Source organism: Streptomyces sp. CA-135486 (genome assembly GCF_050936555.1).
In the GTDB taxonomy this organism is placed as follows: Bacteria; Actinomycetota; Actinomycetes; order Streptomycetales; family Streptomycetaceae; genus Streptomyces.
This window is the reverse complement of sequence record NZ_JBNJMM010000002.1, coordinates 661,687-675,499: the sequence shown is the minus strand read 5'-3', so window position 1 is coordinate 675,499 and position 13,813 is coordinate 661,687. Positions and strand designations below refer to the sequence as shown.

The 13,813-nt window shown below is 69.0% G+C and carries 12 protein-coding genes; 6 read left to right on the top strand and 6 right to left on the bottom strand.

Annotation, left to right across the window (positions count from 1 at the left end; genetic code table 11):
• Positions 1-220 precede the first annotated feature (220 nt).
• A complete protein-coding gene (lysS, locus tag ACQEVG_RS22285; RefSeq protein ID WP_432986687.1) occupies positions 221-1,951 on the bottom strand; it encodes a lysine--tRNA ligase in 1,731 nt (576 codons plus the stop codon).
• A 167-nt stretch (positions 1,952-2,118) separates the two neighbouring features.
• Here lysS and argS point away from each other — a divergent pair, with 167 nt between their 5' ends.
• On the top strand, positions 2,119-3,882 hold the full coding sequence (argS, locus tag ACQEVG_RS22280; protein ID WP_432986685.1) for an arginine--tRNA ligase: 1,764 nt from the start codon (positions 2,119-2,121) through the stop codon (positions 3,880-3,882).
• 42 nt (positions 3,883-3,924) lie between these two features.
• On the opposite strand, the gene ACQEVG_RS22275 is transcribed toward argS, so the two are convergent.
• Complete coding sequence (locus tag ACQEVG_RS22275; RefSeq protein ID WP_432986683.1) at positions 3,925-5,181, bottom strand: helix-turn-helix domain-containing protein; 1,257 nt, start codon at positions 5,179-5,181, stop codon at positions 3,925-3,927.
• Positions 5,182-5,472: 291 nt separating this feature from the next.
• On the opposite strand from ACQEVG_RS22275, the gene ACQEVG_RS22270 reads away from it, so the two are divergent.
• On the top strand, positions 5,473-6,144 hold the full coding sequence (locus ACQEVG_RS22270) for a DUF4232 domain-containing protein (RefSeq protein WP_432986681.1): 672 nt from the start codon (positions 5,473-5,475) through the stop codon (positions 6,142-6,144).
• A gap of 17 nt (positions 6,145-6,161) precedes the next feature.
• Here ACQEVG_RS22270 and ACQEVG_RS22265 read toward each other — a convergent pair whose 3' ends face one another.
• Positions 6,162-6,431, bottom strand: coding sequence for a DUF1876 domain-containing protein (locus ACQEVG_RS22265; RefSeq protein WP_432986679.1), 270 nt, complete (start codon positions 6,429-6,431; stop codon positions 6,162-6,164).
• A gap of 51 nt (positions 6,432-6,482) precedes the next feature.
• Positions 6,483-6,881 carry an ATP-binding protein gene (locus ACQEVG_RS22260; RefSeq protein ID WP_432986677.1) on the bottom strand — a complete coding sequence of 133 codons (399 nt, stop codon included), beginning with the start codon at positions 6,879-6,881 and terminating at the stop codon, positions 6,483-6,485.
• Between the two features lie 113 nt (positions 6,882-6,994).
• Between ACQEVG_RS22260 and ACQEVG_RS22255 the strand changes: the two genes are divergently transcribed.
• From ACQEVG_RS22255 to ACQEVG_RS22245, 3 genes are all read left to right on the top strand, one after another.
• Positions 6,995-7,819, top strand: a complete 825-nt coding sequence (locus ACQEVG_RS22255; protein WP_432986675.1) for a helix-turn-helix domain-containing protein — start codon at positions 6,995-6,997, stop codon at positions 7,817-7,819.
• Positions 7,816-8,058, top strand: coding sequence for a DUF397 domain-containing protein (locus ACQEVG_RS22250; protein WP_432986673.1), 243 nt, complete (start codon positions 7,816-7,818; stop codon positions 8,056-8,058). The genes ACQEVG_RS22255 and ACQEVG_RS22250 overlap by 4 nt, the downstream gene beginning before the upstream one ends.
• Before the next feature lie 168 nt (positions 8,059-8,226).
• A complete protein-coding gene (locus tag ACQEVG_RS22245) occupies positions 8,227-9,123 on the top strand; it encodes a glycoside hydrolase family 19 protein (RefSeq protein WP_432986671.1) in 897 nt (298 codons plus the stop codon).
• Between the two features lie 60 nt (positions 9,124-9,183).
• Here the strand turns inward: ACQEVG_RS22245 and hemB are convergent, their stop codons facing one another.
• Positions 9,184-10,173 (bottom strand): porphobilinogen synthase, encoded by a 990-nt coding sequence (gene hemB, locus ACQEVG_RS22240; RefSeq protein WP_432986669.1) that lies wholly within the window; start codon positions 10,171-10,173, stop codon positions 9,184-9,186.
• A 66-nt stretch (positions 10,174-10,239) separates the two neighbouring features.
• Complete coding sequence (locus ACQEVG_RS22235) at positions 10,240-11,124, bottom strand: hypothetical protein (protein ID WP_432986667.1); 885 nt, start codon at positions 11,122-11,124, stop codon at positions 10,240-10,242.
• 401 nt (positions 11,125-11,525) lie between these two features.
• Here ACQEVG_RS22235 and ACQEVG_RS22230 point away from each other — a divergent pair, with 401 nt between their 5' ends.
• The gene (locus tag ACQEVG_RS22230; protein WP_432992801.1) at positions 11,526-13,811 is read left to right on the top strand and encodes a HAMP domain-containing protein; all 2,286 of its coding nucleotides are present in this window, start codon (positions 11,526-11,528) and stop codon (positions 13,809-13,811) included.
• Positions 13,812-13,813: the final 2 nt, after the last annotated feature.

Here is a 13,813-nt window from a genome sequence, read left to right as displayed (position 1 = left end):
CCCCCGCGCCTCAATCGCCGGCGAGGCTGAATTTTCCGCCGGTAGGCCTGAATCTTCAGGTCGACCGGCGGGAATTCAAGCCCGTCCGGCGATTGAGGACACGCCCGAAGGGCGTCCTGGGTCTGGGGCGAAGCCCCAGTTACGGGATGGGGGGTACCTCCCACGGCCGCCAGACCGTAGGGGGAGGGCGGGTTAGGGGCCAGCCCGCCGCAGGCGAGCCCTACGCGCCCAGCAGCTTCCGCACCCGGTCCGCCCCCACCGCCAGCAGCAGCGTCGGCAGCCGCGGCCCCGTGTCCTTCCCCACCAGCAGGTGGTACAGCAGCGCGAAGAACGACCGCTGCGCCGCCTTCAGCTCCGGCGTCGGCTTGGCGTCCGCCTCCAGGCCCGCCATCACCTTCGGCACGCCGTAGACCAGCGTCGTCAGACCGTCCAGGGACCAGTGCGTGTCCAGCCCCTCGAGGAGCAGCCGCAGCGACTCCCGGCCCGCGTCGTCGAGCGAGCCGAGCAGCTCCGTGTCGGGTTCCGAGCGCACGACCGTCCGCGCCTCCGCCGGGACCTGCGTGGAGATCCAGTTCTCCGCACGGTCCAGCCGCGGCCGCACCTCGTCCAGCGAGGACAGCGGGTTCGCCGGGTCCAGGTCGCTCAGGATCCGGATCGTCTGCTCGTCGTGCCCGGCCGTGATGTCGACGACGGACGCGAGCGTCCGGTACGGCAGCGGCCGCGGCGTACGCGGCAGCTCACCTGCCGCGGTCCGCACGGCCCGCGAGTACGCCGCCGCGTCCGCCGGCAGTGCGCTCCCGTCCGTGACCTTGGACTCGAGCTTGTCCCACTCGTCGTACAGCCGCTGGATCTCCTGGTCGAAGGCGATCTTGAAGGACTGGTTCGGCCGGCGCCGCGCGTACAGCCAGCGCAGCAGCGGCGCCTCCATGATCTTCAGGGCATCCGCAGGCGTCGGCACGCCACCGCGCGACGACGACATCTTCGCCATCCCGGAGATCCCGACGAACGCGTACATCGGGCCGATCGGCTGCTCGCCACCGAAGATCCCGACGATCTGGCCGCCGACCTGGAAGGACGACCCGGGCGAGGAGTGGTCGACACCCGAAGGCTCGAAGATGACGCCCTCGTACGCCCAGCGCATCGGCCAGTCGACCTTCCAGACCAGCTTTCCGCGGTTGAACTCACTCAGCCGGACCGTTTCCGCGAAGCCGCACGCGGTGCAGCTGTAGGTCAGCTCGGTGGTCTCGTCCTCGTACGCCGTGACCGTCGTCAGGTCCTTGTTGCAGTTGCCGCAGTAGGGCTTGTACGGGAAGTACCCGGCCGAGCTCGTGCCGTCGTCCTCGGCCGCCGCGCCGGAGCCCTCCGCGGCCTCCAGCTCGGCCTCGTCGACCGGCTTCTGCGACTTCTTCTGCCCCGGGGCCTTCTTCGTCCGGTACTGCGCCAGGATCGCGTCGATGTCCCCGCGGTGCTTCATCGCGTACAGCACCTGCTCGCGGTACACACCCGAGGTGTACTGCTCGGTCTGGCTGATGCCGTCGTACTCGACGCCCAGCTCCGCCAGCGACGCGATCATCGCGGCCTTGAAGTGCTCGGCCCAGTTCGGGTACGGGGACCCCTTGGGCGCGGGCACCGAGGTCAGCGGCCGCCCGATGTGCTCGGCCCATGACTCGTCCACGCCCGCGACGCCCGCCGGCACCTTCCGGTACCGGTCGTAGTCGTCCCAGGAGATCAGGTGCCTGACCTCGTACCCACGCCGCCGGATCTCGTCCGCGACCAGGTGCGGGGTCATCACCTCACGGAGATTGCCCAGGTGGATGGGGCCGGAGGGGGAGAGTCCGGACGCGACGACAACCGGTTTCCCAGGCGCACGTCGCTCCGATTCGGCGATGACATCGTCCGCGAAACGGGAGACCCAGTCGGTCTCGGTGCTGCTCTGAGCCACGGTTGGCACGTCCTTCTTTCTCGAGAATTCTCGAAGCTTGGCGTTAGCCATTCTCCCAGACGGAACGAGGTCGTCCGAGGTTGCCCGTTTCCAGGGACAAAACCTGGAGAGAGAGGCTCCTCGCCCATGGGACACTTGACAACCGATATAGCCGTCACCAACAGGAACGGAAGCTCATGGCCTCGGTCCCTTCCCTCGCTTCGACCGTGCAGCAGCGCCTCGCGGACGCCCTCTCGGCAGCCCTGCCGGAGGCCGGTTCCGTCGACCCCCTGCTGCGACGTAGCGACCGGGCCGACTTCCAGGCCAACGGCATCCTGGCGCTCGCCAAGAAGCTGAAGGGCAACCCGCGCGAGCTGGCGGCCAAGGTCACCGACGCGCTCCCGGCCAATGATGTGATCAGGGAGATCGAGGTCTCCGGCCCCGGCTTCCTCAACATCACGATCACCGACGAGGCGATCGTGAAGACGCTCGCCGCCCGCGCCGCTGACGACCGCCTGGGCGTCCCGCTCGCCGAGAACCCCGGCACGACGGTCATCGACTACGCCCAGCCGAACGTCGCCAAGGAGATGCACGTCGGCCACCTGAGGTCCGCCGTGATCGGCGACGCGGTCGTGCAGATCCTTCAGTTCACGGGCGAGCAGGTCATCCGGCGGCACCACATCGGCGACTGGGGCACGCAGTTCGGCATGCTCATCCAGTATCTGATCGAGCACCCGCACGAGCTGGACCACAAGAGCGGTGAGGAGGTCTCCGGCGAGGAGGCCATGTCGAACCTCAACCGCCTCTACAAGGCCGCCCGCGTCGTCTTCGACTCCGACGAGGAGTTCAAGACCCGGGCGCGGCGCCGGGTGGTCGATCTCCAGGCGGGCGACCCGGAGACCGTCTCCCTGTGGCAGAAGTTCGTCGACGAGTCGAAGATCTACTTCAACTCGGTCTTCGAGAAGCTCGACATGGAGATCCGGGACGCCGACGTCGTGGGCGAGTCCGGCTACAACGACATGCTGGACGAGACCTGCCGCCTCCTTGAGGAGTCGGGCGTGGCGGTCCGCTCCAACGGCGCGCTCTGCGTCTTCTTCGACGACGTCAAGGGCCCGGACGGCAACCCGACCCCGCTGATCGTCAAGAAGTCCGACGGCGGCTACGGCTACGCGGCGACCGACCTCTCCGCGATCCGCGACCGCGTCCAGAACCTGGGCGCGGACACCCTGCTGTACGTCGTGGACGCGCGGCAGTCCCTGCACTTCAAGATGGTCTTCGAGACCGCGCGCAGGGCGGGGTGGCTGAACGACAAGGTGCACGCGGCGCAGCTGGCGTTCGGCACGGTGCTCGGCAAGGACGGCAAGCCGTTCAAGACCCGTGAGGGCGAGACGGTTCGGCTGGTGGACCTGCTGGACGAGGCGATCGAGCGCGCGACGGCCGTCGTGCGCTCGAAGTCCCAGGACCTGACGGAGGAGGAGATCGCCGAGCGCGCCACCCAGGTGGGCATCGGAGCGATCAAGTACGCGGACCTCTCCACCTCGGCCGCCCGGGACTACAAGTTCGACCTGGACCAGATGGTGTCGCTGACCGGCGACACGTCCGTGTACATCCAGTACGCGTACGCCCGTATCCGGTCGATCTTCGGCAAGGCCGGCGACCGCAGGCCCGCGGCCCACCCGGAGCTCGAACTGGCCCCGGCGGAGCGGGCGCTGGCCCTGCATCTGGACCAGTTCGGGGAGATGCTGGCGGAGGTCGCCGAGTCGTACGAGCCGCACAAGCTGGCCGCGTATCTGTACCAGCTTGCGTCGCTCTACACGACGTTCTACGACCAGTGCCCGGTCATCAAGCCGGCACCCGCGCAGGAGGTGGCCGAGAACCGTCTCTTCCTGTGCGACCTGACCGCGCGCACGCTCCACCGGGGCATGGCACTCCTCGGCATCCGCACCCCCGAGCGTCTCTGACGTCTGAAGGGGCCCTCAGAGGCCCCCTTCAGACGCCCTCGTTCAGGAAGAGGGCTGCTCGACCCACTCGCTCTTGTCCGGCCAGTATCCGTACTGGGTCCGTCCCTTGGTCGCGCTCGTACGGAACGGCTTGCCGCCGTCGTCGACACGTACCGTCCCCCGCCGGTCCCCGCTGCTCCAGTCGAGCTCCAGGTACCAGCTGACGTCGTGTCCCTCGGTGTGCAGGTCGAGGTTGAGCACCTGCGGATCGTTGGACGCGACCTTGTACGGGAAGTCCTTGGCGGGCACGACGGTGTCGCCGTCCTGCCCCGCCACGGGCTTCACCAGCGGATGCGCGGCATCCAGGTCGATGTCGAAGGTCTGCGGGGTGACGCCGCCGCCGCAGCCGTCGCCCATCGAGTACGCATTCCAGTCGAGGGGTGCGCCGCGCTCAACGACCCGTAGGTGCACGGCATTCAGCACCACCGAGTCCGCTGTCTTGCCCGTCGCGGTCAGCTGAAGCAGCATGTGGCCGCCGTCCACTCCGCCCAGCGCGCGGGCCCAGCTCCGGTGGTCCTGCGGCGCGGGCGGCGGCGGGACCGCTCCCGGGGCCTGGTCCAGGAGGTAGTACTGGCCGCAGGGCGAGTCCCAGTTGTACGAACTGACGCCCACACGCAGCGGTACGCCGACGGTCGCCGGCGGCTTGGTCGCGCGGCTCTGCGACGGTGAAGCCGACGGGCTCTCGCTCGGCGACGTGGTCGGGGAAGGGCTGCCGCTCGGCGAGGCGCTCCCCGACGGGGACGGCACCGGGAGCGTGCGGGCGCCTACGACGGCTCCGGACTTCCCCTTGTCCTCGTGGTCCGGCTTGCCCGTGTAGGCCGCGACGAGTGCGGCCGGCACGGCGAGGGCGACAACAGCGCCCGCGACGAAGGCGATCCGCATCCGCTTGTGGTCACGGGTGCGCGGCGCGACCCCGGCCTCGGCATCGGCATCCGGCACGGGCTCCGGCGCGACCTCCGGTTCGGCGGGAGCCTCGGCCGCCTCCGGCACCGCCCCCTCGGCCCGCGCCCGCCGCCGCGCCCCGTCCGCCACGATCCAGCGTCGGTGCAGCTCCACGAGTTCGTCCGGCGTCGCCGCGCACAGCCGTGCGAGCCGCTCGACGGGCGCGTACTCGGTGGGGACGGCGTCCCCGTTGCAGTACCGGTGCAGCGTGGACGTACTGACGTGGAGCTTGCCCGCCAGCACGCCGTAACTGCGTCCCGAGCGGTCCTTGAGTTCCCTGAGAAGGGCCGCGAACTCCTCGGCCTCTGGCGTTGCCACTGCGGTGTTCCCCCTCGTGAGCCCCGTGGACCGTCCCGGAACGCCGTTCCAGGGACGCCATGTCCCCCCAGGTCACAGTACGCGGAAGCGTTCCAGCATCCCCAATGGTTCAGGGGCTGTTGCGGCTCGAATCCACCGCCGCCCAGTCTTTGGCCACATGCGAAACCGCATCCGAAACGGCGTCGTGGATGCCGTGGCCGTGCTCGTACTGATCGCGGCGACCGCGACCGTCACGGCCCTCATCTGCCACTACTGATCCACCACAGATCGCTACGGGGAGAACCGAACACCATGCGCAAGACCGCCATCGCCACCACCACGCTGCTCGCCGCCCTCTCGCTGGGCGCCTGCCAGTCGTCCGACAACAGCCCCAGCAATCCGGACGCGGTGGCCCCGTCCAGCCCAGGGGGCACGCCCAAGGCCCCCGCCGCGGACAAGACCCCACCGACCGATCAGCCCGCGGGGGGCGCCAAGCCCACCCCCAAGGGCTCCGGCAAGGCAGGCGACAAGGGCAAGGCAGGGGACAGCGGCCCCGTCACCGCCGCCTGCATCGGCGCGAACACCAAGGTCACCGTCACCAAGGTGTCCCGCCCCATCAACCACCTGCTGCTCACCATGACCAACACTGGCTCGAAGGGCTGCAACGCCTACCACGCCCCGCTGCTCCGCTTCGACGATGCCCAGGCAGTCACCCAGATCATGGACGACAGCAGGCCGCAGGCGGTCGTGACCCTCTCGCCCGGGGAGTCCGCGTACGCCTCCATCCTCCTGTCCAGCGCCGACGGCAGCGGCGGGAACGGCCGCACGGCGAAGAACCTGGGCGTCTCCTTCGCCCCGCGCGACGGATCGGGCTCGACGGACACCCAGCCCGACGAGCTGAAGCTCCCCGCGGGCACGTACATCGACGACACCGCGAGCGTCAGCTACTGGCAGAGCACCATGGATGATGCGCTCGCCTACTAGATCACTGCTCCTGGGCCTCACTGCAGCGCGTGCGACGTCCTGCCCGAGGCCTCGTCGATCTCTACGTGTGCCTTCTGCAGCAGCTGCGACGCGATGTCCATGAGCGCCCGTGCGCCCGAGATCTCCTCGCCCACCCGCAGCTGCTCCGGGTCGGAGTGATGACGCTGCGCGTTGCCGTGACCGCGAATTTCCGTGCCGTCGCCGAGCCTCACCATGGCGGCGGCTCTGGTCCGGTCACCGTCCTCCTTGAATTCCATCTCCACATGCCATCCGACGAGTGTCTGCATGGCGGATCACCTCCAGAGGTACCCCTCCAGAGTGCTCCGTCCGCGCTCAGATCACCACTGTCCGAACTCGCACCACACGATCTTGCCGGGATCGCGCTCGCCGACCCCCCACTTGTCGGCGAGCGCGGCCACGAGCACCAGCCCCCGGCCCGACTCCCCGTCCGGCTCCCGCACCCCGGGCTGTCCGCCACCGCTGTCGTGCACCTCGACGCGCAGCAGCCCGTCCTCGTACCTCAACAGTCGCAGCCGGTAGCCGCGCCCCGGCGGGACGCCGTGGACGAGGGCGTTGGTGGCGAGCTCGCTCACGCAGAGCAGTACGTCGTCCGTGCGGGTGCCGAGGCCCCAGTCGGCGAGCACGGCTCGTACGAACTCCCTGGCAGCGGGGACGGATCGCCGCTCGCGAAGGTAGAACTGCTCGCGCAGACAGGGTTGTTGAATGACGTCTTTCATGAGACGAGCGTCACTCCCCGTGACTACGGTGGTGCAGTACGCGAACCCGTACAAGAAATCCGTACGGGCCCGCAGGGCGTGACGTACGGACATGGGTGGGGAGTTGGACGTGTATGCACCCCAGAAAGCGGCAGCGGAAGAACGCGTCGGCGATGAAGCTCGTGGGCGCGCAGTTGGCCATGTTCCGGGAAGCGGCCGGGCTCACCCAGCGCGAACTGGCCAGTTTGATCAACGTGAACTTGGAGACGATCGCCTCGATTGAGCAGGGCCGCCGCCCACTCAAGCCTGACCTCGCCGTACAGCTGGACCGTCTGCTGGAAACCAAGAGGGCGCTGGAGACAGCGGTCGCCAACATGCCCGAAATTGATCTCATCCCGGCGTGGGCCGAGCAGTACATGGACTTGGAGCGCGAGGCAATCGCCTTGTCCTCGTATCAGAACCAGGTCGTTCCGGGACAGCTGCAGACCGAGAACTATGCCCGCGCCGTCTTCCGCAGCCGCATCCCCATCCTCGATGAGGATGAGATCACCAAGCGCGTCGCCACCCGCATTGAGCGCCAGGAGATCTTGCAGCGCAAGAACCCAATGAGCATCAGCTTCGTCATCTGGCAGCCGGTGCTCATGCTTCGCCTCGGAGATGGGGAGACCCACACGGGGCAAATTCGCCACCTCCGCGCCTGCGCCGAACTCCCTGGCGTCTCCATCCAGGTCATGCCGCTCGATCGAGGGGCTCACCCCGCTCTCGACGGCCCCTTCATTCTGCTGGAGACCCCGGATCATCAATACCTCGCGTACGCCGAAACTCAGCGTGGAAGTCAGCTCATTTCGGACCTGGATGAGGTGAGCATCCTTGCCCAGAGGTATGCGATGCTGCGGACTCAGGCCCTCAACCAAGAGGACACCGTGGGCCTGTTGGACCGTTTGCTAGGAGAGCAATGAGCACCGCACTGCAGTGGTTCAAGTCCAGCTACAGCGGCAGCGACGGTGGCGACTGCCTCGAAGTCGCCTACATCTGGCGCAAGTCCACCTACAGCAGCGACGAGGGCGGAGCCTGCGTCGAAGTGGCCTCCCACCCCGCCGCCGTCCACGTCCGGGACTCCAAGAACCCCGACGGCCCCGTGCTCACCCTCACCCCCGCCACCTGGTCCTCCTTCGTGACGTCCGGCCTCGACCGCTGAGGGTGTTCCGCCCGCACATCTCCACAGGAACGACCACGCCAGGCACCCACTTCCCGGCAAACCCAACTTCGCATTGGTCTATACCTTGACTCGATCACGTCAACGCGCTTGAGTGTGCGGCACAACCCCCCACCACGGCACCGCCGTTGCGTGCAAAGGAGTGATCGAGTGCTGAGACACCGCATCATGGCGTTGCTGATCGCGGTCCTCGTAGGAAGCGGACTGGCCGCGGTCCTCATGCCCGCCGCCACCGCCGCCACCACGGACGCCTGCACCTCCGCGCCGAACTGGTCCGCCGGTACGTCCTATGTCACTGGCAACGTTGTCAAATACACCGACGGCAAGTATTACATCGCGGAGCACGACAATCCGGGCTACGACCCCACCATCAGCACCTGGTACTGGGACCCGTACACCTGTAGCGGTGGCGGGAACCCGTCGCCCTCCGGCTTCGTCGTGAGCGAGGCGCAGTTCAACCAGATGTTCCCGAGCCGGAATTCGTTCTACACGTACAGCGGGCTGACGGCCGCGCTGAGCGCGTACCCGGGCTTCGCGAACACCGGCAGCGACACGGTGAAGAAGCAGGAGGCCGCGGCCTTCCTCGCGAACGTCAGCCATGAGACGGGCGGTCTGGTCTACGTCGTCGAGCAGAACCAGGCCAACTACCCGCACTACTGCGACTGGAGCCAGCCCTACGGCTGCCCGGCCGGTCAGTCGGCGTACTACGGCCGCGGGCCGATCCAGCTCAGCTGGAACTTCAACTACAAGGCCGCGGGCGACGCGCTCGGAATCGATCTGCTCAACAACCCCTGGCTTGTGCAGAACGACGCCGCCGTGGCGTGGAAGACGGGCCTCTGGTACTGGAACACCCAGAACGGGCCGGGCACGATGACGCCGCACAACGCCATGGTCAACCAGGCGGGCTTCGGCCAGACCATCCGCTCCATCAACGGCTCGCTGGAGTGCGACGGCAAGAACCCGGCGCAGGTCCAGAGCCGCGTCGACAGCTACACGCGGTTCACTCAGATCCTCGGCGTGCCCACAGGCTCCAACCTGTACTGCTGACACCCCCCACACAGGCTGCGGGCCGGGAGCCTTCCCCGGTCCGCAGCCGCTTTATGTCTCTCAGAGCGTGCGCGCGACCTCGGTCGCCCAGTATGTAAGGATCATGTTCGCCCCGGCCCGCCTGATGCCGAGCAGCGCCTCCGCGATCGCCTTGTCCCGGTCGATCCAGCCCTTCTCGGCGGCGGCCTCGATCATCGCGTACTCACCGCTGATCTGGTACGCGGCGACCGGTACGTCGACCGCGTCCGCGACCTTCGCCAGGACGTCGAGGTAGGGACCGGCGGGCTTGACCATCACCATGTCGGCGCCCTCTTCCAGGTCCAGCGCCAACTCCCGCAGGGACTCCCGGACGTTGGCGGGATCCTGCTGGTACGTCTTGCGGTCGCCCTTGAGGGAGGAGCCGACGGCCTCGCGGAACGGCCCGTAGAAGGCCGACGAGTACTTCGCCGTGTAGGCAAGGATCGAGACGTCCTCGTGGCTCGTCTGATCCAGCGCATCGCGGACCACGCCGATCTGGCCGTCCATCATCCCGCTGGGCCCGACGACGTGAACGCCGGCGTCGGCCTGGACCTGGGCCATCTCGGCGTACCGCTCCAGGGTGGCGTCGTTGTCGACGCGGCCGTCCGCGTCCAGTACACCGCAGTGGCCGTGGTCCGTGTACTCGTCCAGGCACAGGTCGGACATGATGACGAGCTCGTCCCCGACCTCGGCCTTCACATCCCGAATGGCGACCTGCAGGATCCCGTCCGGGTCCGTGCCGGCGGTCCCGGCGGCGTCCTTCTTCGCGTCCTCCGGCACCCCGAACAGCATGATCCCGGCGACACCGGCCTCACGCGCCTCGACGGCGGCCTTCCGCAGGGTGTCCCGGGTGTGCTGCACGACGCCGGGCATCGCGGAGATGGGCACGGGCTCACTGATGCCCTCCCGTACGAAGGCGGGGAGGATGAGATCGGCGGGGTGGAGCCACGTCTCGGCGACCATGCGCCGCATCGCGGGGGTCGTGCGCAGCCGCCGCGGCCGCGCGCCGGGAAAGGAACCGTACGCAGTCATAAGGGCAACGCTACGCCCGCCGGGAGGGGGCACGTACCGACAGCCCGTCGGTGCGGGCGCTTGAATTCAGGGCCTCGACCAACCGTCAACGACCTTCGAAACAGCCCGCGCCGACTCGTCGAGGCCGGCCTCGACGGCACGCGTGCTTCCGCTCAGCTCCACATGGAGGAAGGGAAGGTTCTCCCTGGCCGCGGCCCGCCCCTGCACATTGTCCGTGCCGGACAGCCTGCACTCGTGCTCCCAGGCCCGGCACACCTCCAGCCCGGCGGAACGGAACGCCTTCGCGAGCCGTCTGCCGTCCCCGACGGCCCGGCGCCCGGAGCCGGTGGAGACCACGGCGTCGTACCGCGGAAAGGACTCGTCCGCGAAGCCGTGGAGCTGCACCCCCGGGAGTCCTCGCCGCATCAGCTCCTTCACGATCTCGTGGAAGACGGAGTCCGTGCGGTGGGCGACGTCTGCGGCATCCCCCTTGCCCGCCGTACGGTGTGCCCCCGCCAGCACCATGACGCCTCCCGGGGAGCTCCGCAGCACGCGTGCGCCCAGCCGCTCCGTGTCGACGTCGGCGATCGGGTGCGGCACCTGGACCGACCAGCGTGGCGGCGCCTCCAGGTCGACGTACACCCGGCCCCAGCCCCGGTTCGTCCCGTCGGTGCGGGTGACAGCGTCGGACACCTCCGCGAAGCGGCGTCCGCCGGCACCGTCCGTGAACGTCTGCACGGTGAAGTCGACCTCGGCCAGGCGGGTGCGGGCCTCGTTCTGATGTCCCTCCAGCAACAGCGCGACGCCCTCAGCGACGGTCTGCCGTTCGTCCCGCGTGGGGATCCGGTATCCGCCCCGTGAACCGAACCCGGCCGTGAACCGGGCGATCCGTTCTTCCAGATCGACCGCCGCGACGGGCTCGGCCCGCGGCGTTTCCCGCTTCTCGGCAAAAGGTTGTACGCGGTCGCGCATGGTACACGTCACGACGACGCAGATGGAAGCGAAAATTACGCCAATCGTTATCCGCTTTGCGAAAGATCCAGCCATAGTCAGATGAAAATATCTGAGTGACGAAAACTGCGGCCCATGCGCCTCCCCCCGCTCAGGTGACACTCCCGCCAAGGCCTGTGTCCCTGACCGGCTGCGGATGGTTCGGCGCTCCCGCAGGCACAGGCCCCGGTACTCACCGGCGGGCACGCCGCGCGCGTCACCGCCGGGCGGCGTAGGACCCACGCCGGAGCACCCGCCCGCACTCACGCACTCACACACTCGCCGTGCCGAAGACCCGGCATGCCCGTCCACCAACTCAAAGGGAGCGTCCGTTGGCCGCGTCGCGCACAAAGCGACGGCACAAAGTCCGCCGCAGGGCGGACATGTCGCTGCTGGGCGGGATACGGCCCCCCATCGCCGTGCTGGCCGCCCTGCTGCTCTGCCTCGCCGCGCTCACGGCGTTCCAGATCGGACGCGCGGGCGAAGATCCCGTTCCCGAGGCGGTCCGCACATCGCAGCAGTACTTCGCCGAGGACGGCGCCATCGCACTTCGCGCGTCCCTGGACGAGAGCATCACCGATCTGAGCAGTACCGCCGCGATGTTCAACGCGGGTGAGCCCGTCTCGGCCGACACCGTGCTCGACAAGCTCGGCAGCGTCTATCAGAAGTGGCGCGGCACCGCCGTCATCGAGATCAAGTCGGGACGGCTCGAGGCCCAGCGGGGCGAGAACCTGCCACTGACGGCCATCGACCGGACGCAGCTCCACGAAAAGGACGGGCTGAGCCCGCGCATGGTCCGGCTCGAACACGGCGGGACGCGACTGCTCACCCTCGCCGTCCTGTCCTGGCCCGGCCGGCCCCAGCAGCTGCTGATCGCCTCCAGCAGCCTGAAGTTTCCCGGCGTGAGTCTCGGCGACGACCGCGCGATCGCGGTGGTCGACTCCTCGGGGCAGGTCCTCAGCAGCGACGGTCTCCCCGATCCCGGTCGTGGAGCCTCCGACAAGGCCAGGGCGAACGCCGAGCGGGCGGGGAAAGATCTCGCCTCCTTCGCCGGGACAGCGGCACACAAGGCACGTCAGCATCCGCTGACGACCAAGGAGCCCGGTTCCGGCGGCTTCCCCGGCGTCAGCGGAAGCCTGCTCGGCCAGGCCCATGGAAACGGGCGCCCGGTGGCCGGCTACGCGGCCCTGACCGGCCCGGTGCCCGGCGAGGCCACCGAGTCGACCGCGCTGGGCCTCACCGTCGTATCGCTCGTCGACATCCCCGAGAACCGGACCGCCGCACTCGGCTCCTTCTTCGGGATCGCCGCCGCCGGCGCGCTGCTCCTCATCGGTGCCCTCGCCGTCGCCCTGCTGATCGGCACGGTCCAACGGCCGCTGCTGCAACTCTTCCTGGAGAGTCGCCGGCTCAGTCGCGGCGACCTGACCCGTCCGGTGACTCAGCCGAAGTACGGCGAGGCGTCCCGCATCGGAGCTGTACTGGAGCGGCTGCGCCGCCAGCTGCTCGGAGAGCCGGCTCAGACCCAGGGTCGCTCCGGAACCGGCCGCGGCCGGCGCGGCAGAATCGGTGTGCGCGCGCTCGTCGCCGTCTGTGGCGTTCTGCTGCTCGTCTGGTCGGTCCCGCTCGTGCTGCTGCTCAACAGGGCCGGAGACTCCGTCTCCGTACCGAAGTCGATCGTCCACGACCAGCGGGATCGCACCGACACCCTGGCCGACCGGGTCCGGCGCGCGCTCAACGAGAGCCACGCCGACCTGACCTCGGTGGCGTCCTTGCTCGATGACCGCACCACCCCCGCCGCCATGACAAAGGCGCTGGAGCAGACCCGTAACCAGCATGCGCGCTACACATCGGTGTATGTGCTCGGGGCGGACGGGACCATCGTGGCGAAGTCCGGCTCCAAGCCCCGCCACCCCCGCGGCAAAGGCCCGTCGGCCGAGCCCGTCGCCCTGCTCGGCAAGGGAGGCAGCGAGCCGATCGTCGTCGAGTACGCCGACGCCCCCGGCCTCAAGGGCGCGGCCGTCGTCGGCGAGTTGCGCATCGGCTATCTCAACGCGCTGCTCAAGCGGCCGGGCCTGGGCCAGATTCGCGTGGTCGACGAGAAGCACCGCGTGATCGGCGCCAACACCGGCTATCTGGCCTTCGAGGCCCTGCCCTCGGGCGGGATCGACGCCTTGGTGACGAAGGTGAACCAGAAAGCTTCCGGCAAGGACGGCGGCAGCGACGCGGACGGCTCCCGTCCCAGGGGCAGGGTCATCCGCAGCGACGGCGTGTCCATCGCTGCGGCGGCCCCGTTCGGCGGGGGCGGCGTCGCCGGGCCGCTCGGGTGGACCGTGGTCAGCTGGCAGCCCGCCAAGGGCCTGGCCATCCCCGCGTACGACGTGCAGAACCGCACCGTACTGGCCGGGCTGCTCGGTCTCACGGCCGCCACCGCCTGCCTCGGCTGGCTGCACATCATCGTCGCACGGCCGCTGCGTGAACTCGCCCAGCGGGCCGAGGCCCTCGCCGACGGGGACCGGCGCACCGTCATGTACCCGCGCCATCACGACGAGGTCGGCGCCGTCACCCGCAGCCTGGAAGTCATCCGCCAGCAGCTGCACGCACAGCGCAAGCGGGACGTCGGCGGCAGCGCCGGCCGGTCCGGCAGCTACCGTCCGGCCGGAAGGACCTGAAC